The organism is Exiguobacterium sp. s75, assembly GCF_018617145.1.
Taxonomy (GTDB): Bacteria; Bacillota; Bacilli; order Exiguobacteriales; family Exiguobacteriaceae; genus Exiguobacterium; species Exiguobacterium profundum.
The window spans coordinates 1,001,821-1,022,413 of the sequence record NZ_JACSJQ010000001.1; the positions used below are offsets into that span (position 1 = coordinate 1,001,821).

The following is a 20,593-nucleotide window of genomic DNA, read 5'->3' on the forward strand; positions in this document are numbered from 1 at the left end:
TATATGAGCGATCTATCACACATTGAAAAAGGACAGATGACCTGTTGGGGTCGTCTGTCCTTTCTGCATTAACCGTTGATGACTGCTTTATGACCTTCAAGCGTGACGCCTTTTGCTTGGCATACTTTACAGATGCCGTGAAACGTCAAGCGATGGTCTTTAATCAAAAATTCGTATTTACTCTCGACTTTTTTCTCAACATCGACGAGCAAGTCTTCCATGATTTCCTCGACCGATCCGCATTCGACACAGACGAGATGGTGGTGCGAATGATTCGCTCCTTCTGGGCGCAAGTCAAAGCGTGCGACCCCGTCACCGAAGTTGACTTTGTCGACAACACCGAGTTCAGTCAATAACTCAAGTGTGCGATATACCGTGGCGAGTCCAATCTCTGGTGCGATGCTCTTGACGAGCATAAAGACGTTCTCGGCACTCAAATGGTCACTCTCATTCTCAAGTAAGATGCGAACCGTCGATTCACGTTGCGGTGTCAATTTATATCCTTTGGCGCTCAATTGCTGTTTAATTCGTTCAATTCGCGTTTCCATAAGGCGCCCCCTCTTTACATAGTTCACTACACAAAGCATACCGAAGTTTTAATCAATTTTCAATTTAAAATCATTACTATGTAAGTTTACCATATAAAATTTCAGATTAGAATTATTTTAATCTAGACAATTGCCACCATTGAATCGCCATGATTGTCTTCGCATCGGTGATGACACCTCTGTCTAACAAATCAACCGCCTCTTCAAAAGAATATCGTTCCACATTTAAAAACTCATCTTCGTCAAGGTTCATCTCGCCCGCTGATAATCCTTTCGCGACAAACACATCGACTCGCTCACTGCAAAAACCCGGGGCTCCGTAGAAAGAAAAAATCTTTTCGAGCGACTCCGCCGTATATCCGGTCTCTTCAGCCAACTCACGTTCGGCACTCGATACCGGTTCTTCCCCTTTTTCAAGTTTGCCTGCTGGGATTTCAAGCGACATCGATTCAAACGCTTTTCGATACTGCTCTACCATGACGATGTTGTCCGATTCATCGATGACGAGCACAGCGACGGCTCCATTGTGATAGACGAGTTCTCGCACAGACGTGTTTCCATTCGGAAGGGAGACGACATGCTTTTCCACATCGAAAATCTTGCCTTTATAGATGACTTCCCGCTCAATCGTTTTTTCTTCCATATGATTACTCCTCACTTTTCGATATACTCTGATTATGAGTCAAACCTACATTTCGAACAAGGAGGAATCCAAATGAGTGAACTCGGACTCGGAACGATGACGATTTTGAAACAGGGGGAAAAAGAGGCGAAGAATATCTTAGAAACAGCTATTCAATCGGGAATTCGCCATATCGATACGGCAGACGTCTATGAACGCCAAGCTGTCGAGCGTGTGATTGGGGAAACGTTGGGTCAAGAGCGACAACACTTATTTTTGGCGAGTAAAGGTGGGAATGAACTAACTGAGGAGGGCATGCGTTGGAATCCTGATCCGTCCTATTTAGAGCAAGCATTGCACGGATCGCTCGAGCGATTGAAAACCGATTATCTGGATTTATATTATATACATGGCGGCACGCTCGAGGATGACCTCGACGCAACGATCGAATGGGCACAAAAACAAAAACGAGACGGTCTGATTCGACAAATCGGACTCTCGTCGATTCGACCGAACGTCATCAACCATTGGGTCAAATCCGGTGCACTCGATGTTCTCATGACGCCGTATTCACTACTCGACCGCCGGGCAGAGACGCTCGACGTCTCGATCCCCATCGTTGGCCGAGGGGTTCTTGCCAAAGGCCTATTAACGGATGAATGGGAGACGCGTCTTGGAGATAAGGGATTTGAGGCGTGGCGAAAAGAGGACCTCGCAAGTGAATTGGCGATGATGCCGACACCGATTCAAGCCTATGCACTCGAAGCTGCAAAACGGTTCTGTGACGTCGTCTTACCAGGCGCCTCTTCAGTCAAGCAATTGAACGAAACGATTCGTTCATTTGAGACCAAAACCGATGATGAAGTGCTTGATCGCTTACTCGCTCGTTTACCGGTTCACCCATACACAAAACACGTGACCTGATCCGCTCAGGTCACGTGTTTTTCGTTGCGTGCTTGAATCTGTTCGATCGCCCAATCCGCCCATCCGGCATAGTTCTCCATCATTCGGATCGCATACTCGCTCGTCAGCAAATAGCCAAGTGTATCCTCGTCCGATTGATGTTCTTCTTGAAATAGTCGAATCTGTTGTGCGACCTGCTCATGGTGTGCCTTTGTCTCTTCGATATATCGGACCGCTTCTTCAACCGGCAACAATTGAAGCAGACTGACACGCAGGAGGTTTTCATCCTTCATTTTCGGTTGGAACGACGTTGGTTGACGTAACCAATTGATTAACTCCTCACGTCCTTGATCCGTGATGGAGTAGATTTTTTTGTCTGGCAACTCCTGTTGTGAGACATGTTCCGCCGAAACGAGTGCTTCTTCTTCCATCTTTAACAGTTCCCGATAAATCTGTGTATGATGGGCGTTCCAAAAATGAATCATCTGTGCCTTGAACGTCGCGTTCAAGGCATACCCGGTCGCAGGCTGATGGGTCAATAACCCGAGCAATGCGTGACGTAACGCCATATCCATCACCTTTTCCTTCTCATGCTATTTTTATTAGTGTATCACATTCTCAAACGGTTTCGAGAATGCCAATCTGTTGACGACCCGTTAAAAACCCGACAAAATAGATAGAAGAAAGGAGAGTTGTCTATGCAACCGATTCATTCATCACAACAATTTGACGAAGCCACAAAAGATCACGGAATGGTGGTCTTCACTACATCATGGTGCCCGGACTGTAAACGTCTAGACATGTATGTCGATGAGCTCGTCAAAGACTATCCACAATTTAACTGGCACGTCGTCGACCGCGACGAACTCCCAGAACTATCTGATGCGCAAGAAGTTCGCGGCATCCCTTCACTTCTTTATTATAAAGACGGGGTAAAACAAGAACACCTCCACTCGGCGAACGCCAAGACGGAGATGCAAATCCGTTCATTCCTCGATACGATCCAAGCATGACCTGATTCCTGCAGCCCATTCGACTGCAGGAATTTTTGCACACACCTCTGTCATCCTCAATTATACTGTAAGAAATAACCAAATAAGAAAGGGGAATGAACATGATGCTTATACGCCTCTTCACCCCACTCTGTTTCACCATCATGATGTTGGTCGGCTGCATACAACCATCTACCTCACCATCCATACAATCTGATGAAGAAACGGCAATCATCAAAAGTGCAGTGACCTATCTCAACAGTATGGATTGGCTACCTGCCGATGAAAACGGGAGACAAGCTACGATTCAATCCATCATAGTCGATAATCGTTATGACTTAATTGATTCACGTTTTGAAGGAACACGTGCCTGGCTCGTCACGTTCCCCCCTGATCCACAGCGCACGGTCGAGATTCCACAAGTACTCGTTGAACCGAAATCGAACGACGTGATTGGCCATCTTTTAAGCGAATAACGGTTCGAACCCCCAACTACTTGTAATGCCGAACATACCGCGAGTCAATCGAGCGCTTCATATAATATGGAATCCGACCATGCCATGTAAACCATCCATAGGTCAGCAAGGCGCGCCCTGGTGTCGTTAGTAAGATATTCATCGATTGACGTCTCCGAAATGGTCGACTTGTTTCCTTAAGTAACCGTTTGCCGACATAGCGCCCTGACCTAACAGCATCGACGCCTCCATTTAAGGAGGATGCCATATCTCCTGTTACATATATATTTGTAAAATGATGATGACGTAAATATTTGTCTACCTCTATAAAACTCTCAGGTTTTGCAAGCCCTGATTCGGCCCACCATCCCACGGGAACAACCCCCGTCGCATCCAATAAGAGCCCTTCCGATGCGTCTGCATGATACGCCTGTTTGACGACCATGACCCCTGTTCTGACTAACAATCGCTCGATGTGCTTTCTAGTATGGACCGAGACGTCTGGTAATATCTCTTTTGCATACAGCGTCACATTCTTTGTACGAGCACACGTGAACGCCAATTCTACGCCGGCCTTCCCGCCTCCGACGATGGTCACTTGTGAACTCGATTCGATTTGGTCGAGTAAAGCTTGTGACATCGGTTTAAGTGGCGTGCCGATTCCCCGACTTTTCGCACCGGTGGCTAAAACGAGTTGATCGTATTCAAACATTCCGTTTTCTGTTTGAACCGTCTGCTGAATCGGGTCAATCGAGAGCACCCGCTTTGCGACCGGCTCTAGTTGAGGTGATCGGACCGTAGCTGAATCCATGAGCCCGGCAATCACTTGTGGAAACGCACCTGTATAAATCGTCTGGCAGTCTCCGATGAAGCGAACATCATAATGTTTGCATATCTCCTCAATACGATCGAGAATTTCTAGCTGTCCGTGTCCAAGTCCGGCCAACACCAACTTCGGTTTCATCGCAAAATCCTCCGTGCCTCAATGAATCGTTGTGTGATTGTCATGACTTCAAGCAATAAAAAGATAAGAGCAATCCCGCCGACCCAGTTCGGGAAGAGAATCATCAACGTGAACAAAATGAAACACTCTGTTCGCTCGATAATTCCTGGCTGATAGTAAAACGTCTTCTCTGAGCGCTTTGAACTACTCGCACCGACAGCTAGGAACAGTGTCATGGCGATCACAAATGAAGCAATCAGAATGAGAAAAATAGGCATATATTCCGGGTAACGAAGGGCAAGGGCAATCACGACCGACAATTCGACGAATCGGTCCAAGACGAGGTCAAGCACCGTTCCAAACCCACTCGTTTTCGACTTTCGAGCCATCGTCCCATCTAAAACATCAAACAAGCCAGATAGCCACAGTAAGATGACGGCAGTCCAGTGCATATCATTATAGATAAAGATTCCGGTCGAGATTCCGATGATTCCTCCAAGTACTGTCACTTCGTTCGGCGTGAAATTCCATTTGAGCAATCGATTCGCTCCACGCTCGATGACCGGTTGAACGTAACGACTTCCGTATGTATCGAGCATACTATTCCTCCTTTCGTTTAATTCGATAAATCATTCCAGTTTGGTACGTTTCACACGTCGGTAACATGACGGATCGTCCATCCTTGAACTGATATTCCCCGAAACATTGACCGAATCGATAAATTTTCTTCATCAACTGAACCGACACACCAGTCGCTTCGGATACCTCCACTTCAGACAACGGTCGCAGTTCTCCATCGAGCATGACAAAGTCACCGAATCCAGGGGCCGTATCGTATAACTCCGCAACCGTCCCCGTACGTGTCACCTTGCCTTCATCAATCAGCGTCACCTGGTCTGCCATGAGCATCGCTTCTTCCCGATCATGAGTGACCAATACCGCCGTCAAGTTGAGTTCTTTCACTAAGTCCCGGATAAAACGCTGCAAGTCGAGCTTGAGTTTCGGATCAAGGTTTGTAAAGGGTTCATCTAATAACAGTAGTTCTGGTTCAGCCGCTAAAGCTCGGGCAAGACTGACCCGTTGTTGTTCGCCACCAGACAGTTCATGTATCTCGGCATCATATCGGTCACCGAGTTGAACGACTCGTAACCAATGTTCCGCCTGCTTACGAGAACGTTCTCGGGTCACGAGCGTGACATTCTCTCCGACTGTCAAATGTGGGAACAATAATGCCGTTTGCGATAGCATCGTCACGCGCCGTTTATGCGCAGGGATAGGGATTAAAGAACGGTGATTCCATTTCACGTCGCCGCTGTCAGTCGACTCAAGACCTGCGATGATTCGTAGAATCGTCGATTTCCCTGAACCACTCACACCGATGATTGCGTGAATGTCGTGAGGTTTAACCTCGAAGTCGACACCATTTAGTATTTGTTTCGTTCCAAATTGTTTATATAGATTTTGTACATTCAAACTCATTGAAGACGTCCTTTCAGCATACGCACCATATACCGATCCCATCCTGAGAGCAGAAAATAGAGGAGAACGGGGAATAGGATGAGCATCCATGTGTTCGAGAGAGCGAGACCACGATTGTTTCCCGCATAAGATTGATACAATTCTGTCGTCACGGTCGAAATCAATCCTGCACCAATCAATTGAATCAGCGCGAATTGACTGAGCAAAATGACGGTCGTGAACAACGCGATGGTCCGCATCAATCTAGAAAAGAGCGGATACAGCACGTACATGACTCGCCGTCTCGATGGCAGAATCCGAGCTTGTTCCAAAAGTGGTCGACCGATGACCGCCATTCCGTTGTAGGCGAGGCGGATTGAATAGGGAATCGTCACGACGAGCAGGGCAAGGGTGACGCCGACATACGTCCCAATCAGACCAGCTTCCGCCAAGATCAGATAGAGGCCAAACAATGTTGCCAGCATCGGAATGAACAATGGTAAAAAGACGAGCCATTCGATGACATGTTTCCATCTAGAATCTGTCCACAATAGCCACCAGGCACACATCATCGAGAGCCATACATTGATCCCAGATAAAATCACAATCAATCCTATCGTATGAACGATTGCCATGTTGTTCTCGATTTCAAATGTCGGGACTACGAAGAAGAGGCTGATAAACGGTATGAACGTCAAACAGATGAGAATCCCTTGTCGAATCATCGTCTCACCCCACGTTCAATTCGTCGTCGTATGGATGCGGTCAATACGTAAGAAAGGAATACGCCGATTCCGACAAGACATGTCCAGACGAGGGCGACCGCATAAGGCTCTGTCGCCTCCAAATAGAGTCCAGTCGACAGTCGTTCATACGCGAGGACACCGATGAGTTTCGGGTAAGTCACGCCGAGCAATGCCGGGACCTCGTATGCGAACGAGATAAAGGCGATTAGTATCCATGCCGAATCGAGTAATGGTTTCATCAGAAACGGCAACTCCCCATGTTTGAACTGGTCAAACGGAGAGAGTTGGAGCGTCTTGGCCATCTCGACGTAACCCCGATTCAATTGCTCATATGTCCCGAGCATCATTAAAAAGACGAACGGTGTCTCCTTCCATATATAGGTCAGGATGACCGTGACATAGTTTCGTTCGTTCGCCTCAATCCATCCGATGCCGTTCGTTCCGGTGAACAATAACCAAAACAGGTATGCAGCGGCAATGTGAGGGACAAACATCGGAAGTCGGAGTACAGATGATAGGAAACGCCAACCTTTTTGGACGACCGTTCTTGCAAGCCACGTCCCGATTACAAGCGATAGACCAGTCGATACGCTGACGACATAAAGCGTCGTGACGAAACTATCGCGCCACGTCTCATTTGTTAAAAGCGAGCCCCAATCCGTTCCCGTTGACTCTATGGCGAGAAAGACGAGGGCAGTGAGCGGAAGAAGCGACACCATGATCGTCACTGCGACACTACTTCGTAACACGTGGCCACTCCTCGCGGACGGTGTCAATCACGTTCGGTCCATAATCCGGGATCGAACGTTCGAGCAACTGCTCCGAATCTGGGTACGTGACACCCTCCCCTAATTCTTCAAACGCTCGTTGGTCATTCACGTCAAGCTTCGTTAAGTCGAGTGATGTGCCGTCTCCCCAATATTCTGGTCCCTGTTTGACAAGCTGTGCTTCAGGAGACAACAGTTCTTGAAGAAGGACTAACGCCCCATCTGGATTCGGGGCATTGAATGGGACTGCTAAAAAGTGTGTCGAGGCAATGGAGTGATCGAGGACGAGCGCGCGTGTCTCTTTCGGGAAGATCCCTTCCGTCACTTCCGCCTCGGCTCGACGTTCGTTGAATCCCATCGTCATCCAAACTTCTCCCGATGCATAGAGCTGATCGAGTTGTTCGAGCGTCTTTGGATACGTTTGTCCGTCTTTCCACAAATTCGGAGACCACGCTTTCAAGTCATCCCAGAACGAATCCTCAATGGTCGCTTTTTGGTCCAACTCGTCACCGTATCGTGCATACAATAGATGGCGGACGAAGGCATTCCCGGTGAAATCTGTGACTTCAGGATACGTGAATCGACCTGGATTGTCTTCAGTCCAGCGACGTAATTCTTCAAACGATTGAGGAGGATTGTCCACTTTCGAAGCATCGTAATGCATGATGAATTGTACATTCCCCCATGCGAGCTCCAAGTCCTCTGTCGGGGTGCCGGCATCTGATTGCTGGGCCGTTTCGTTTAATAACTCGGCGTTCGGGACACGTTCCATCAGTCCGTCTCGAAGAAGACCAGCCTCTTTCGCATTTCGGAAATTATCGCCATTGATCCAGACGGCATCAATCGTCCCGACTTGTCTGTCCGCTTTTTTATCGAGTGATAATTGTCGGATGAATTCGGCCGTATCCATTGCGACACGGTTCAATTCGACATTGTAAGATTCCTCGAGGCGAGGTGCCACGTAGTCATCGATGTAGCTATTGATGCCCTCGTCCCCACCCCACATATATAGGTTGACGGTCGACCCTTCTGCCGTTGTTGCTGCTTTTTCAAACGAGTCCGAAAACTCAACTGCCTGTTCACTCCCACACGCTGCCACGAATGTGAGCATGACAGTTGCGAGCAGTACTCTCCATTTCCTCATCTTAATCCCCCTTTTTACTTTTTCTCAAATCCCCTTTTTGCGAGTATTTCGAACATGGTTGGACAGATTGCATACACATTCGCCCCTACGTTCATCCACCACGGCGCATTGATTTCACGTTTTCGCTTACGACTTCCTCTGACAATCGCATCAGCCAATCGTTTCGGGTCAAGCATGATCCTTTGAACACTTTCAGCATATGTACCACTTTTATCAGCTCGATTAAAGAACGGCGTTGCAATCGGTCCTGGATTGACCGTCATGACGTGAATGCCACGGGGCTTCAACTCTAGCCTGAGCGCGTTCGAAAACTGTAAAAGTGCCGCCTTTGACCCTGCGTAGACGGCTGACTTAGGTGTCGGTACTTTCGCAGCCTGTGAACAGATGTTGACGATGGTACCCTCTCGCTCCATCACTCGGGCGACATCTCGCGATAACAGCATCGGTGCGAGAGCGTTCACACGCATCGTTTCTTCTATCACATCCGTCGACTGATCGGTCACAAAATCAAATTCGGCCATGCCTGCATTGTTGACCCATACGTCAAATTTCCCGAACCGTTCGTTCACATCATGAACGAGAGCGGTTGACTTTGCGACATCCGCGCACATCCAATCCCCTTCACATGTTGCGGCAATCTTTTTTAACCGTTCTTCATTTCTTCCAATCAACAATACGTTGTATCCATATTCATAAAAAGAATGCGCCAATGCGGCACCGAGCCCGCTTGACGCACCAGTAATGACTACTCTTTTCACGACATCACTTCTTTCTTCGTATAAATCCATTTTTGATCATCTCGACGTCTCTCGATGTCGCCACGTTCCTCGAGTAAACTGAGTCGTGCAAACACTTCACTGAAGACGAGCGGCATCCCACGTCGCATCTTTCGTCCATATAACTTCATTGACCAATCAAAAACGCTAAGTCCATCTTCCCATTCGGCAAGCAATTGTTCACTGCGCTCATACCGTTGGCGAATTCGACTCTCGATTAAATCATTCGGATGGTGAATCGGTTCACCGTGTCCACTGACGACGAGCTTTAAATCAATCCCACGTAATTTTTTAAGCGAATCGATATAGAGAATGACGGGTGATGCAAATCCTTCGTCATCATACGGCTGTTCGATGAGCGGATTTGGTTCGACCTTGTCGATGAGGTGATCTCCGGCAATCAAGACTCCTCCGGGACCAATCAACCCGAGCTGGTCACTGGCGTGTCCAGGTAAATGGATTGTCTGCCACGCCCCATCCGAGGTCAATGCTTGCCCGTCCCCGAACGTCATCGTGACAGTCGTCGGACCAATCCAGCGAAGCGCTTCGCGATAGTCTGGTAATTTTTCCACGAGTGGAGCCGGGGCCCCGAAAGAGATGGCCAATTCATGTAAAAAGTGATTACCACGCTTCAAAAAGTTTGGGGTTTGCTCTAAGTATCGAACGAGCTTTTCATGCCCGTACACGGGGATGGATGCGTCGCGAAGACGCCATGCTTGTCCGGCATGATCAGCATGATGATGTGTCAAAAATAAAAAGTCGATATCCGCCAACGAGAGTTCAAGCTCTTCAAGTTGACGGTTCAACGAGGTCCACGCCTCTTCTGTGTCTGGTCCACAATCGACCATGAAGAAGCGGTTCATATGTTCAACGATATATACGTTCACGTTCCCGACTTCGAACGGTGTCGGGATATCGAGTCTTGCCAGTTGGCTAGAAATCCAGTCCGCCACGTCATCACCACCCCTTCTTCCTGTCTTTCTCCATTATACCCGTCTGAAAGATGCGTTTTCAATCAAACAAAAAAGAGGGAGATGTCTCTCCCTCATGAATGATCCATATTATAGGTTGATGACCGTCACTTTATCACGTGTCATCGTCTCAAGGCTACGTCCGATTCCTTGAACGCCGAGTCCCGATTGCTTGACACCGATGAATGGGAAGTGGTCTGGACCGCGTTCTGTCCGTCCGTTCACTTGGACCGTACCGACTTCTAACTTATCAGCGACCGTGAAGGCGCTATTGACGTTTTGTGTGAAGACGCTCGCCTGAAGACCAAACTCCGATTCATTCGTGAGTGTGATCATCTCGTCGAGTGATTTCACACGGATGACCGGGAGGACCGGTCCGAACGGTTCTTCCCATGCGACACGCATATCTGTCGTCACATGATCAAGCAATGTCGGGTGAAGCAAGTTTCCTTCACGCTTATTACCGTAAACGACCGTTGCTTTTTTAGTGACGGCGTCGTCAATCAAACCCTGTACATAATCCGTCGTCTTCGCATCAACTAAAGGAACGATGAAGCTGTTCTCTTCCGGTGAACCGACTGAAAGTTTTGCGACACGTTCTCTCAACATATCGACGAGCTCATCCGCTTGATTTTCAAGGACGAAGACGCGCTTGATTGCTGTACAACGTTGACCTGAATATGAGAACGCTCCGCTGACAATTTGGTCAGCTGCTAACGTCAAGTCTGCATCCTCTAAAACGAGGGCTGGGTCTTTCCCGCCGAGTTCGAGTACGACCGGTACCATCGACGCTTGTTGTGACAAATGTTGACCCGTACCCGTTCCACCTGTGAACGTGATCATGTCGATCCCTGGATGTGATGTCAAGTAGTCACCGATGACCGAACCGCGACCTGTCACGAGGTTCAACAGACCTTTTGGAAGACCGGCATCGTGAAGAGCCTCGACCATCTTGATCCCACTGATTGCACCTTGCGTTGCTGGTTTGAAGACTACCGCATTTCCTGTGACGAGCGCCGGCGCAATCTTAGCAGCTGCCAAGTTTACCGGGTAGTTGAACGGTGAAATCGCGAGGACGACACCGAGCGCTTCTTTCTTGATGATGGCCATCTTGTTTTTCGAGCCACCTGGGAATGAATCGCCTTGCATGAAGCCGCCATTGAAGCGAATTCCTTCTTCTGCCGTATAACGAATGATTTCCGCCGTCCGCACGACTTCCTTCTTCGCGTCGTTCAAGTTTTTCCCGACTTCTTGCATGATGATTTGACCAATCTCATCCACGCGTTCTTCGAGTTTTTCTGCCCATGCGTACAACAATTCAGCGCGCTTGTTGACCGGAAGCGCCGCCCATTCTTGTTGTGCACGTTTTGCGCCATGGATGGCTTCATCGACTTCATCGCGTGACATCGCTTGAACGCGACCTACGACTTCGTCTTTATATGGTGAAACGAGTTCAATCGTTTCGTTGCTTGAAGATTCCTGCCATTGACCATTCAATAAATATGGATATGTGTTCATACTCAACATCTCTATCTGCCTCCTGAGTAAGCTGTAATATCTCGTTGCCAACCCCATTGTATGCAGATTTTTTTCCATTGGACAACTATAACGATTCAGTTTATGAGATGTAAACGGTTACTATGAAACTTTTTGTGAATTCTGATGAGAGTTGACACTATTTTTACTGTAGATTTATCGATCGGATACCGATAGTAAAGATGAGAGTACGTGAAATAGGAGGGACTACCATTGAGCACTGATCATAATATTTTACTTGAAGCAGGAACGAACGAACTTGAAATCGTGATTTTCCAAGCTGGACCGTTCTTGTTCGGCATCAATGTCATGAAAGTACGTGAAATTATCACGATGCTTCCATTGACGCCACTCCCAGGTACACCGGAAGCCATCATGGGGTTAATCGAGTTGCGCGGTGAGGTCATGACCGTGATCGATCTTCCGATGGTCATCAGCCATCCACGTGAAGTCGGAAGTGATGATCGTTTGATTGTCTGCGAGTTCAACGGTGAGAAGTCGGTTCTTCGGGTCGACCAGGTAACCGAGATTAAACGCATCTCTTGGGAGCAGATTGACACGCCGTCCGATCTCGCACGTGGCGTTCAAGGCATCACGAACGGTGTTGTCAAAACAGGTGACCAGATGATCATCTTGCTCGACTACGAGCGAATCGCGCTCGAATTGTCACGTAAAGACATCATGGCTCGCGAATCTGTGAAGCGACTCGGTGCTCGTGAGCGCTCGAACAAGAATATTTGGATTGCTGAAGATTCAGAGATGCTCCGCACACTGATTCTCGACACGTTGGATGACGCGGGATACTTCAATACAACAGTCTTCAATAACGGGAAAGAGGCACTCGATGCGTTTGAACAAGAAGACGTCGAATGCGACCTCCTCATCACCGACATTGAGATGCCACAGATGGATGGACTTCATTTGACGAAGCGCCTCCGTGAGATGGACCGCTATGCAACGCTTCCAATCATCATCTTCTCGTCACTCATCTCGGATGACTTGAAACATAAAGGGGAAGCCGTCGGTGCGAACGCTCAAATCACGAAACCGGAAATCGGAATGTTGATTGCGACGCTTGATGAATTTGTAGGATAATAAAAAAGTTTGCGACATCTCGGTCGCAAACTTTTTTATGTGAATTGTTCGAAATGCGTATTCCACTCGCTTAAAAATCGCTTACTATGCGATTCGATGGTTGCCAACGTTTCGTTCGCTCCGTCTAGATGTGCGTTTTCTCCAGCCACTTCGAGGTCGTGGAAAAGAAGGGCCGTCTGTTCTAGACCAACTGAATAGGAGGCCCCTTTTAATAAATGGGCGAGTTGCTCGACACGAGAATAGTCTTTCGCCTCGACTGCCGATTGCAGTTCAGGATACTTCGCCTCCAACTGCTGGATATATGTGGTTGCAATTTTATTTAAAAAATCCATGTTTCCGTTTGCGATTTGGTGGAGCTCTGCTAGTTTTTCTTCATTGAACAGAGCGTCTTCGGGCATTCTAGTCAATGTAACCCCTCCTCAATAAACGATATTCCAATCGTTCATACTCACTGTAACACGTTTTCGGGAGAAAACAAAAAATCTCCTGCTTTGGATTGCACTCTTCATTTTGGCTACCTATAATAAGATTGAGTTAAGGTAGGAGGAAGATGCATGCTGACGATTTACCGTACTGACGCATCAGGCCATGTGGGTGAAATCGAAGACTTTGATAAAGGAAGCTGGATTCAACTCGTGAATCCGACAAAAGATGAGGCCGATCAAGTCATCGAGGCGTCCGGCATTCCAGAAGACTTTGTATATGACCCACTTGATATTGAAGAGAAACCACGTTTTGAAAAAGATGATGAAGGACTTCTCATGATCATCGACGTTCCGTATGTGGAGGAAGATGATACAGGTCGCACGTATAATACCATCCCGCTCGGTATCATCGTGACCGGACGACATTTCATCACCGTCTGCTCGCGAGATCTCGACGTGTTGAATTTGTTCGCTAACGGAAAGGCAAGACTGTTCCGAACGAACTACCGAAGTCGCTTCGTCTTTCAGATTTTACATCGGGTGAGTATGACGTATTTGCGTTTCTTGCGCCAAATCGACCGAAGAATGGACGAACTCGAGCAAGAGTTGCAGCGTTCGATGCGAAACCAAGAGATTTTCCAGTTGATGAACCTTCAAAAATCTCTCGTCTACTTCATGACCTCTTTAAAAGCGAACGATAGCGTCTTAGACCGCATCGTCAAGACACCGAGTTTGGAGAAGCATGAAGAGGACGAAGAACTACTCGAAGACGTTTTTGTCGAACACCGTCAAGCGATGGAAATGGCATCGATTTATAACGACATCATCAGCATCAAGATGGAAGCATTCGGATCCATCATTTCGAACAACGTCAACTTCGTCATGAAATTCTTGGCATCCATCACGATTGTCCTCAGTATCCCGACAATGATATCTGGAATTTTCGGGATGAACGTTCAAGTTCCATGGGAAGGACAACCGTTCGGATTCATCATGGCCATCACGATGATGATTGGATTTTCCGGTCTCGCCTTCTATATCCTTTGGCGAAAGCGATATTTCTAGCAAAAAAGAGCCTGACGCACGTTGCGTCAGGCTCTCTTCATGTGATTTTGACCGTGACGAGACACAGGTCGTCTTCAATCTCAATCTTTGGCACAAGCTGTTCAGCGACGTGACGACTATAGTCCAAACCGTATGTGGAAACGTCCTTCTCTAGCCAGCGAATCCCATCATCGATATCTTTGCTGTAACACTCCATGAGTCCATCCGTATACATGTGAAGCGTCATATTCGGTGTGATGTCAATCTCTTTCGACTCATAATTCGGTTCCTCGAACATACCGACTGGTACCCCTGTCGTCTCAAGACGACAGTTTCCTTCTTCTGACGTCACGATCACAGGGGGATGGCCTGCATTCACATATTCGATTCGACGCTTTGTCGTGTCGATGTAGCAATAGACCGCCGTGAAGTAGCTGTGCATATCGTCACCAGAGAAGAGGAACGTCATCTGACGGTTCAACTCCGTCATGACGTCTACCGGGTACTGCACGTTCCCGACAAGCCCCGGTAGGATGGAACGGATCCCCATCGTGATGAGCGCCGATGAGACCCCGTGTCCCATGACATCAAAGATGATGACCCCGTATCGGTCCGGAGCGACCTGAAACCATGCGTACATGTCCCCAGCCAATTTTTTAGAAGGCAGATAGAGCGCCCGAACATCAATCTCTTCATTACTGATTTGTGGCGTAAGCGCGCTTTGTTGAATCTTCTGGGCGAGGTCCAAATCATACTGAAGACGGGCCTCATAAATTTTCCGTTCATCAACAGCCGCCTTATAACGGAGAGCAGAACGGATTCTTGCAAGTAATTCTGTTATTTTGATCGGTTTGGTCGTGTAATCTGACGCCTCCGCGTCGAGCCCCTCGGCAATCTGCTTCTCTTCCGTTCGTCCGGATACCATGATGACCGGCAACTCTTCAAAGTCAGCCATCTGCCGAATCCGCTTGCACGTCTCGATTCCTGAAATTCCAGGCATTTCGACATCCAACAGGACGAGATCATACAGCGATGCAGCTTGTGGGGCCATCAGTAAGTCGAGCGCTTCTTCCCCGCTCGAGACCGATACCGTCTCATAGTCGTGCTGGTGAAGCAGTTGCTCGAGTACGAGCGTATTGACCGGTTCATCGTCCACAATCAAAATCGCCATGACTATCCCTTCCTTCTTTACGTATTAATCTATATCGTATTGTACCATATCTTTTCATTCACACACGACATAACCGTCTGTTCATTCTAGTTGAAGAACCTGTCCATTGTTTGGCATACTGAAGAAAGAAAGTGAGGGGTTCATATGGTCTGGATATTTGCCGTCAGCGGTTTAATCATCTTACTCGTCCTCATCGCATCCATCGTCGTCATCCAAAAAGGATACGCCTATAAAGACAATAAAGATGACATCGTCCTCGACTATGACGAAATCAATCGTCGCATTGAAGACGACAAGAAAAGAGACAAGACTGACAAGAAAGAAGGGCCGCTCTAATGCGCGACCCTTTTTTATTTGAATTCAAATCGGAGTGTACCCTTCTCTAAATACAATGAGGCATTGAACGTCTTGTCTCCTTTTTTGAACGTATGGACGTTCGATTGCCCTCCATTGATCATTTGCTTCAACTCATCTTTGACGAGTCCGACGCCGAGCACCTGTTTGGATACGGTGAAGCGACATCCTTCACGATATCCACTACAGCCGATGAACTTCGGATGTTCGACGAGCCCTTTTCCACAATTCGGACAGATACCAAATGATGCCTTCGGTCGAGTCGTTCCTTTCTTTCCATAACGCTTCGCTTCAATCGTATAGCCCTCAGGATTAGCCGCTTCTACTCGCGATTTCGCTTCTTCGACCAAATGAACGGACATCTTCTTCGCTTGTTCAATAAATTCAGCAGCGGAGGCCGATGCTTGACCGATTTCATGGAGACGTTTCTCCCATTTCGCTGTCATGACGGGCGAGGCCAAAATACTGTCTCCGAGGACATCGATCAACAGGCGCCCTTTGTCTGTAGGAACGAGCTCTTTTTTCTGAAGTTGGACATAGCCTCGCTTTTTCAATCCATCGATGATGTTGGCACGTGTCGCCTCGGTCCCAAGACCCTCTACTTCTTTCATGATATGAATCAGCTCTTCGTCATCAAGTTGTTTCCCTGCGACTTTCATCGCCATAATGAGCGCGCCCTCCGTATATCGCTTCGGTGGCTCTGTCTGTTTCGACAACACTTCAACTTTCTTCTCTTTTAATTCTTCACCGACCGTCAGCACAGGAAGCTCGACATCTTTTGATTTCATCTCCACGACTTGTCGATAGCCAGGACTCACAACGACAGTTCCTTTCGCGCGATACAAGTCGCCTCCATCAATCAAATCGACCGTTGTCTTCTCGAGCATCGCTGCGGGTGCAAAGGCCGCAAGGAAACGTCGATTGATCAAATCATATAGCTTCGCCTCATCCCCACCGAGTCGAGTGACGTCACCACACGCCTCCGTCGGGATGATCGCGTAGTGGTCACTGACTTTCTTGGCATTGACATAGCGTCGATTTTTCGACGGGTCCTCAGTCAACAGGTCACGAAGTCCTGCATAGGCGTCGGACTTTAGCAGTCTTGCCTTTGTCTGTGGAAATAACGTCGCCTCATCGGGTGTGACAAATCCTGAATCGGTCCGAGGATAACTGATCCACCCTTTCGTATATAACTTTTGAGCGATATCAAGCGTCTTTTTCGCCCCGAATCCGAATCGTTTCCCTGCCTCTGCCTGAAGTCCGGATAGACTGAACCAAAATGGGGGTTGCTCGATTTTTTCTTCCTTATCGATTGTCTTCACAATCGCGGTTCCAGATGCACGTTTGACGACCGCATCGGCTTCCTCACGCGTTTTGAGCTTCGTTGTCTTTCCAAACGTATACTTCGCTTTGAACGTGCCTCGACCTTTTGCAAGTGTCGCCTCGACTTCGAAGTATGGTTCTGGCACGAATTGTTTGATTTCTCGTTCGCGATTGACGATTAAGGCAAGAGTCGGGGTTTGCACACGACCGAGCGAGAATACGTCTTCAATCCCAATTGTCTTCAACAACGTCGTATAGGCACGAGACGCATTCATCCCAACGAGCCAGTCCGCACAGGCGCGGCTCATCGCCTCATGGTAGTATGGAATCGTCTGTTCACCAGGCAACAGTTGCGAGAATCCACGATCGACTGCTTGCTCCGTCAAACTCGAGATCCATAGTCGAGCAAGCGGTTTTTTGTTACCTGCGAGTCGAAGGATCAGACGAACGATTGCTTCCCCTTCCCTTTCGGCATCCGATGCGATGATGACATCAGTAATCGAGCGATCATGGAGCCATTTTTTGATGGCATAGAACGGTTTCGACTTCCCTTTTGAAATACGATAATCAAATCGTTCTGGGACAATCGGAAGTGCCTCGTACTTCCACGACTTCCATTCCGGACGATAGTGCGACGGTTCTTGAAGTTCACAAAGGTGACCGACCGCCCATACGACAATCGCCCCCTCAGGGAAACGGGGACAAGGTGAGATTTCAATCTCGTCTTTTCGCTTTTTTGATGGGTAGGGAGCAGCCAACTTTTGAGCTTGTGATGGCTTTTCCGCAATGATTAGTCTCATAAGAACTCCTTACTTTGCCTCCTACATAATGGCAAGACGTACATGATTAGCTAGCTTCTACTATGTATTTTACTATATCAAGTCAAAGATGGACACATCGAGAGGGGAGCATTTGTTTGCTATTTCTGAATCATGTCTTGCCTCGTGGCTGTTTTCCGATATTATTAACAGAGAAGTACAACTGTGAAGGAGTGTCGCCATGTCTTATCTCATCTTGTTCGCTGCTGTCTTTTTCTTATCGACGAGCGTCCTCTTCGTCAAATGGACGTCGGCACCTGCCGAGACTGCCGCATTTTACCGAATGCTGTTCACGTGTCTCATGTTGTTACCGTTTGTCGATTTCAAATCACTGATCACCACTCGCCTTATGACACGATATGCTCTACTCCTAAGCGGAACGTTACTGGCGTTTCACTTTTGGCTTTGGTTTTTGTCACTCGATTACACGACGGTTGCCAGCTCCACACTGTTTGTCACGTCGAGTCCAATTTTTGTGTTGATCGGGAATGCACTCATCTTTAAAAAGAATCCGACTCGAAAAGGACTTGCCTTCGCGCTCGTCGCTGTCCTTGGGGGCATGCTCGTCGCTGCGGGGGACGTTCAACTCGGCCGTGAAGCCCTCTTCGGAGACCTACTCGCCTTGATTGCCGCCCTATTGATTGCAGGGTATTGGCTCGTTGGACAGCATGTACGAGCTTCGATGAACACGAATACATATTCTTTTAGCGTATATCTCGTTGCGACGGTCGTGCTTTGCTTCATGTTGCTCGTTCGCGGCACGACATTCACTGCCTTTGAATCAATCAACTGGTGGTACTTCCTCGCGCTCGCTTTCTTCCCGACAATCCTCGGGCACAATCTGTTCAACTATGCGCTTGCCCGTGTCAGTGCGACCGTCGTCAGTATCACGATTCTTGGAGAGGCGTTGTGGGGAATGCTGTTTGGATACGCCTTCTTCGGAGAGCGACTTGGACCGTTCCAATGGATCGGAGCCGTCGTCCTCCTCGGTGGGATATACTTGTTCCTAAAAGAAGACGCCCGCTCGACACGAGCGGACGTTTGATTATAAGTTTGTCGCTTTTGGATTTACATCATGTGCTTCTTTATCTTCTTCTGAAGAACGGAATAATAATTTACGGTCCCAGAATGCCAAAGCAACAGCCGTCAAAAATGTCATCGCATCAGCGATTGGGAATGCCAACCATACGCCGAACACTCCGAGGAACGACGGGAGAATAAAGACGAGCGGTATCGTGTAAAGCGTCTGACGTGAAAGGGACAAGAACATGGCGACTCGCGCTTTCCCGAGGGACTGATAGATTCCATTGACGAGCATCTGAACACTCGGAAGGAAGGAAACGGCGAACAAAATGTGAATCGCCGTCACACCGCCAGCAATGAGCGCCTCATCCGTCGAGAACCAGCCCATGAGTGTTTGCGGGAATAGCTGCAGAATCAACCAAATGATGACAGCAATCGCAATCCCGGCCCGCATCGCCGTCCAAATGGTTTCACGCATTCGGTCGAATCGCTCTGCACCGTAGTTATATCCAACGATTGGTTGCATCCCTTGGACGATTCCCATGATTGGCATACCGACGAGCGCCATGAACTTGTTGATAATGGCGAAAATGGCCAATTCTTCGGTCCCGCCGTACGTACCGAGCATCACGTTGACACCAACGAATAAAATGGATTGGGACACCATCATAATGAACGAAGACGAACCGATTGCCATGATTTCTTTTATCTCATCGAATCGAATCCGGAACTGACGCCACTTGAAGCGCAGTTCCGTTTTTGGTTTTCGGGCGAAGAAGAAGCGCAGCATCAATACGGAACCGATGACTTGGGCGAGTGCCGTCGAAGTCGCTGCCCCGTACATGCCCCAGTCGAACGTGAAAATGAAGAGCGGGGTCGTCACGAGGTTGACGAGAACGGTCGTCAGCATGACCTTCATTTGATAAGGTGCCTGTCCTTCAGCACGAACCATCGCACTCGAAGCGAGTGTGAACATGAAGAATGGTGAGCTGATCAAGACAACTGATAAGTACTGTCGGCTGAGATCCATGATTTCGGTCGTCGCACCGAACACTTTTAAAATGTCATCTAACATAAAGAAAGCAGAACTGACCGCAAGTGCCGCAAACAGACCGACGAGGACAAGTACGTTCAAGAATGTAACGGCTGCACCGGCATCGTCACCGCGTCCGAGCTTCCTCGAACTGATAGACGCCCCACCCAGTCCCACGGCACTCGACACGGCCATTAAAATCATTTGAATCGGGAACGCAATCCCGATGGCAGCGACTGCCGATGCACCGATCCCTCGGGCGACAAAAATCGTATCAATGATATTGTAGAGCGCCGTCACGAGCATCCCAATCATCGCCGGAAGCGATAACTTGAAGAGGAGTCTGCCGATGGGCTCAGTCCGTAATTGCTCCGTATTTTGGTTCATTCTTCCATCCCTCCGTCTCTACTTCTTAGGGTAGCAGGATTGAACGGAACGGGCGACTA

The 20,593-nt window shown here is 48.3% G+C and carries 23 protein-coding genes; 7 read left to right on the forward strand and 16 right to left on the reverse strand.

Annotated elements, in window-relative coordinates:
- Nucleotides 1–68: 68 nt before the first annotated feature.
- Together fur and KNO68_RS05175 are read right to left on the reverse strand one after the other, a co-directional pair.
- Nucleotides 69–548: a ferric iron uptake transcriptional regulator gene (fur, locus tag KNO68_RS05170; protein ID WP_012726507.1), complete on the reverse strand. Its 480-nt coding sequence runs from the start codon at nucleotides 546–548 to the stop codon at nucleotides 69–71.
- Between the two features lie 112 nt (nucleotides 549–660).
- A complete protein-coding gene (locus tag KNO68_RS05175) occupies nucleotides 661–1,191 on the reverse strand; it encodes an NUDIX domain-containing protein (RefSeq protein WP_215112179.1) in 531 nt (176 codons plus the stop codon).
- 72 nt (nucleotides 1,192–1,263) lie between these two features.
- Between KNO68_RS05175 and KNO68_RS05180 the strand changes: the two genes are divergently transcribed.
- Nucleotides 1,264–2,094, forward strand: a complete 831-nt coding sequence (locus KNO68_RS05180) for an aldo/keto reductase (protein ID WP_215112180.1) — start codon at nucleotides 1,264–1,266, stop codon at nucleotides 2,092–2,094.
- 5 nt (nucleotides 2,095–2,099) lie between these two features.
- On the opposite strand, the gene KNO68_RS05185 is transcribed toward KNO68_RS05180, so the two are convergent.
- Nucleotides 2,100–2,648 carry a PadR family transcriptional regulator gene (locus KNO68_RS05185; RefSeq protein WP_082131999.1) on the reverse strand — a complete coding sequence of 183 codons (549 nt, stop codon included), beginning with the start codon at nucleotides 2,646–2,648 and terminating at the stop codon, nucleotides 2,100–2,102.
- A gap of 123 nt (nucleotides 2,649–2,771) precedes the next feature.
- On the opposite strand from KNO68_RS05185, the gene KNO68_RS05190 reads away from it, so the two are divergent.
- Together KNO68_RS05190 and KNO68_RS05195 are read left to right on the forward strand one after the other, a co-directional pair.
- Nucleotides 2,772–3,086, forward strand: a complete 315-nt coding sequence (locus KNO68_RS05190; RefSeq protein WP_012726511.1) for a thioredoxin family protein — start codon at nucleotides 2,772–2,774, stop codon at nucleotides 3,084–3,086.
- A 101-nt stretch (nucleotides 3,087–3,187) separates the two neighbouring features.
- Nucleotides 3,188–3,541, forward strand: a complete 354-nt coding sequence (locus KNO68_RS05195; protein ID WP_214757384.1) for a hypothetical protein — start codon at nucleotides 3,188–3,190, stop codon at nucleotides 3,539–3,541.
- A 16-nt stretch (nucleotides 3,542–3,557) separates the two neighbouring features.
- On the opposite strand, the gene KNO68_RS05200 is transcribed toward KNO68_RS05195, so the two are convergent.
- The 9 genes from KNO68_RS05200 to KNO68_RS05240 all read right to left on the reverse strand — a co-directional run bounded on the left by KNO68_RS05200 (nucleotide 3,558) and on the right by KNO68_RS05240 (nucleotide 11,852).
- Nucleotides 3,558–4,484, reverse strand: a complete 927-nt coding sequence (locus tag KNO68_RS05200) for an NAD(P)/FAD-dependent oxidoreductase (RefSeq protein ID WP_214757386.1) — start codon at nucleotides 4,482–4,484, stop codon at nucleotides 3,558–3,560.
- Nucleotides 4,481–5,062, reverse strand: coding sequence for a CDP-alcohol phosphatidyltransferase family protein (locus KNO68_RS05205; protein ID WP_012726514.1), 582 nt, complete (start codon nucleotides 5,060–5,062; stop codon nucleotides 4,481–4,483). The genes KNO68_RS05200 and KNO68_RS05205 overlap by 4 nt, the downstream gene beginning before the upstream one ends.
- Nucleotide 5,063: 1 nt before the next feature.
- On the reverse strand, nucleotides 5,064–5,942 hold the full coding sequence (locus KNO68_RS05210) for an ABC transporter ATP-binding protein (protein WP_078147063.1): 879 nt from the start codon (nucleotides 5,940–5,942) through the stop codon (nucleotides 5,064–5,066).
- Nucleotides 5,939–6,646 carry an ABC transporter permease subunit gene (locus tag KNO68_RS05215; protein ID WP_215112181.1) on the reverse strand — a complete coding sequence of 236 codons (708 nt, stop codon included), beginning with the start codon at nucleotides 6,644–6,646 and terminating at the stop codon, nucleotides 5,939–5,941. Before KNO68_RS05215 ends, KNO68_RS05210 begins: the two co-directional genes overlap by 4 nt.
- Nucleotides 6,643–7,416 carry an ABC transporter permease subunit gene (locus KNO68_RS05220; protein WP_078147065.1) on the reverse strand — a complete coding sequence of 258 codons (774 nt, stop codon included), beginning with the start codon at nucleotides 7,414–7,416 and terminating at the stop codon, nucleotides 6,643–6,645. The genes KNO68_RS05215 and KNO68_RS05220 overlap by 4 nt, the downstream gene beginning before the upstream one ends.
- Nucleotides 7,403–8,578, reverse strand: a complete 1,176-nt coding sequence (locus KNO68_RS05225; RefSeq protein WP_215112182.1) for an ABC transporter substrate-binding protein — start codon at nucleotides 8,576–8,578, stop codon at nucleotides 7,403–7,405. Before KNO68_RS05225 ends, KNO68_RS05220 begins: the two co-directional genes overlap by 14 nt.
- A 14-nt stretch (nucleotides 8,579–8,592) precedes the next feature.
- Complete coding sequence (locus KNO68_RS05230; protein ID WP_215112183.1) at nucleotides 8,593–9,336, reverse strand: SDR family NAD(P)-dependent oxidoreductase; 744 nt, start codon at nucleotides 9,334–9,336, stop codon at nucleotides 8,593–8,595.
- Nucleotides 9,333–10,307: an MBL fold metallo-hydrolase gene (locus KNO68_RS05235; protein ID WP_078147067.1), complete on the reverse strand. Its 975-nt coding sequence runs from the start codon at nucleotides 10,305–10,307 to the stop codon at nucleotides 9,333–9,335. Before KNO68_RS05235 ends, KNO68_RS05230 begins: the two co-directional genes overlap by 4 nt.
- A 108-nt stretch (nucleotides 10,308–10,415) precedes the next feature.
- A complete protein-coding gene (locus KNO68_RS05240; protein ID WP_215112184.1) occupies nucleotides 10,416–11,852 on the reverse strand; it encodes an NADP-dependent glyceraldehyde-3-phosphate dehydrogenase in 1,437 nt (478 codons plus the stop codon).
- 222 nt (nucleotides 11,853–12,074) lie between these two features.
- On the opposite strand from KNO68_RS05240, the gene KNO68_RS05245 reads away from it, so the two are divergent.
- Nucleotides 12,075–12,956, forward strand: a complete 882-nt coding sequence (locus KNO68_RS05245) for a chemotaxis protein CheV (RefSeq protein ID WP_078147069.1) — start codon at nucleotides 12,075–12,077, stop codon at nucleotides 12,954–12,956.
- 35 nt (nucleotides 12,957–12,991) lie between these two features.
- On the opposite strand, the gene KNO68_RS05250 is transcribed toward KNO68_RS05245, so the two are convergent.
- On the reverse strand, nucleotides 12,992–13,354 hold the full coding sequence (locus tag KNO68_RS05250) for an Hpt domain-containing protein (protein ID WP_240499878.1): 363 nt from the start codon (nucleotides 13,352–13,354) through the stop codon (nucleotides 12,992–12,994).
- Nucleotides 13,355–13,510: 156 nt separating this feature from the next.
- Between KNO68_RS05250 and KNO68_RS05255 the strand changes: the two genes are divergently transcribed.
- Complete coding sequence (locus KNO68_RS05255; RefSeq protein WP_078147071.1) at nucleotides 13,511–14,446, forward strand: magnesium transporter CorA family protein; 936 nt, start codon at nucleotides 13,511–13,513, stop codon at nucleotides 14,444–14,446.
- A gap of 37 nt (nucleotides 14,447–14,483) precedes the next feature.
- On the opposite strand, the gene KNO68_RS05260 is transcribed toward KNO68_RS05255, so the two are convergent.
- Complete coding sequence (locus KNO68_RS05260) at nucleotides 14,484–15,596, reverse strand: PP2C family protein-serine/threonine phosphatase (protein ID WP_215112185.1); 1,113 nt, start codon at nucleotides 15,594–15,596, stop codon at nucleotides 14,484–14,486.
- A 144-nt stretch (nucleotides 15,597–15,740) separates the two neighbouring features.
- Between KNO68_RS05260 and ytzI the strand changes: the two genes are divergently transcribed.
- Nucleotides 15,741–15,932: a YtzI protein gene (ytzI, locus tag KNO68_RS05265; RefSeq protein ID WP_214812905.1), complete on the forward strand. Its 192-nt coding sequence runs from the start codon at nucleotides 15,741–15,743 to the stop codon at nucleotides 15,930–15,932.
- Between the two features lie 14 nt (nucleotides 15,933–15,946).
- Here the strand turns inward: ytzI and KNO68_RS05270 are convergent, their stop codons facing one another.
- Nucleotides 15,947–18,073, reverse strand: a complete 2,127-nt coding sequence (locus tag KNO68_RS05270; RefSeq protein ID WP_215112186.1) for a DNA topoisomerase III — start codon at nucleotides 18,071–18,073, stop codon at nucleotides 15,947–15,949.
- A gap of 199 nt (nucleotides 18,074–18,272) precedes the next feature.
- On the opposite strand from KNO68_RS05270, the gene KNO68_RS05275 reads away from it, so the two are divergent.
- Nucleotides 18,273–19,136: a DMT family transporter gene (locus KNO68_RS05275; RefSeq protein ID WP_214684062.1), complete on the forward strand. Its 864-nt coding sequence runs from the start codon at nucleotides 18,273–18,275 to the stop codon at nucleotides 19,134–19,136.
- On the opposite strand, the gene KNO68_RS05280 is transcribed toward KNO68_RS05275, so the two are convergent.
- Nucleotides 19,137–20,534, reverse strand: coding sequence for an MATE family efflux transporter (locus KNO68_RS05280; protein ID WP_214730567.1), 1,398 nt, complete (start codon nucleotides 20,532–20,534; stop codon nucleotides 19,137–19,139).
- Between the last annotated feature and the right edge of the window lie 59 nt (nucleotides 20,535–20,593).

Excerpts from the sequence above, each read along its gene's own strand:
- KNO68_RS05255 (WP_078147071.1), top strand. The coding sequence starts at position 13,511 with ATGCTGACGATTTACCGTACTGACGCATCAGGCCATGTGGGTGAAATC.
- KNO68_RS05185 (WP_082131999.1), bottom strand. The coding sequence starts at position 2,648 with ATGGATATGGCGTTACGTCACGCATTGCTCGGGTTATTGACCCATCAG.
- KNO68_RS05250 (WP_240499878.1), bottom strand. The coding sequence starts at position 13,354 with ATGCCCGAAGACGCTCTGTTCAATGAAGAAAAACTAGCAGAGCTCCAC.
- KNO68_RS05200 (WP_214757386.1), bottom strand. The coding sequence starts at position 4,484 with ATGAAACCGAAGTTGGTGTTGGCCGGACTTGGACACGGACAGCTAGAA.
- KNO68_RS05225 (WP_215112182.1), bottom strand. The coding sequence starts at position 8,578 with ATGAGGAAATGGAGAGTACTGCTCGCAACTGTCATGCTCACATTCGTG.
- fur (WP_012726507.1), bottom strand. The coding sequence starts at position 548 with ATGGAAACGCGAATTGAACGAATTAAACAGCAATTGAGCGCCAAAGGA.
- KNO68_RS05205 (WP_012726514.1), bottom strand. The coding sequence starts at position 5,062 with ATGCTCGATACATACGGAAGTCGTTACGTTCAACCGGTCATCGAGCGT.
- KNO68_RS05260 (WP_215112185.1), bottom strand. The coding sequence starts at position 15,596 with ATGGCGATTTTGATTGTGGACGATGAACCGGTCAATACGCTCGTACTC.
- ytzI (WP_214812905.1), top strand. The coding sequence starts at position 15,741 with ATGGTCTGGATATTTGCCGTCAGCGGTTTAATCATCTTACTCGTCCTC.
- KNO68_RS05215 (WP_215112181.1), bottom strand. The coding sequence starts at position 6,646 with ATGATTCGACAAGGGATTCTCATCTGTTTGACGTTCATACCGTTTATC.
- KNO68_RS05210 (WP_078147063.1), bottom strand. The coding sequence starts at position 5,942 with ATGAGTTTGAATGTACAAAATCTATATAAACAATTTGGAACGAAACAA.
- KNO68_RS05280 (WP_214730567.1), bottom strand. The coding sequence starts at position 20,534 with ATGAACCAAAATACGGAGCAATTACGGACTGAGCCCATCGGCAGACTC.
- KNO68_RS05190 (WP_012726511.1), top strand. The coding sequence starts at position 2,772 with ATGCAACCGATTCATTCATCACAACAATTTGACGAAGCCACAAAAGAT.
- KNO68_RS05175 (WP_215112179.1), bottom strand. The coding sequence starts at position 1,191 with ATGGAAGAAAAAACGATTGAGCGGGAAGTCATCTATAAAGGCAAGATT.
- KNO68_RS05180 (WP_215112180.1), top strand. The coding sequence starts at position 1,264 with ATGAGTGAACTCGGACTCGGAACGATGACGATTTTGAAACAGGGGGAA.
- KNO68_RS05240 (WP_215112184.1), bottom strand. The coding sequence starts at position 11,852 with ATGTTGAGTATGAACACATATCCATATTTATTGAATGGTCAATGGCAG.
- KNO68_RS05275 (WP_214684062.1), top strand. The coding sequence starts at position 18,273 with ATGTCTTATCTCATCTTGTTCGCTGCTGTCTTTTTCTTATCGACGAGC.
- KNO68_RS05270 (WP_215112186.1), bottom strand. The coding sequence starts at position 18,073 with ATGAGACTAATCATTGCGGAAAAGCCATCACAAGCTCAAAAGTTGGCT.
- KNO68_RS05195 (WP_214757384.1), top strand. The coding sequence starts at position 3,188 with ATGATGCTTATACGCCTCTTCACCCCACTCTGTTTCACCATCATGATG.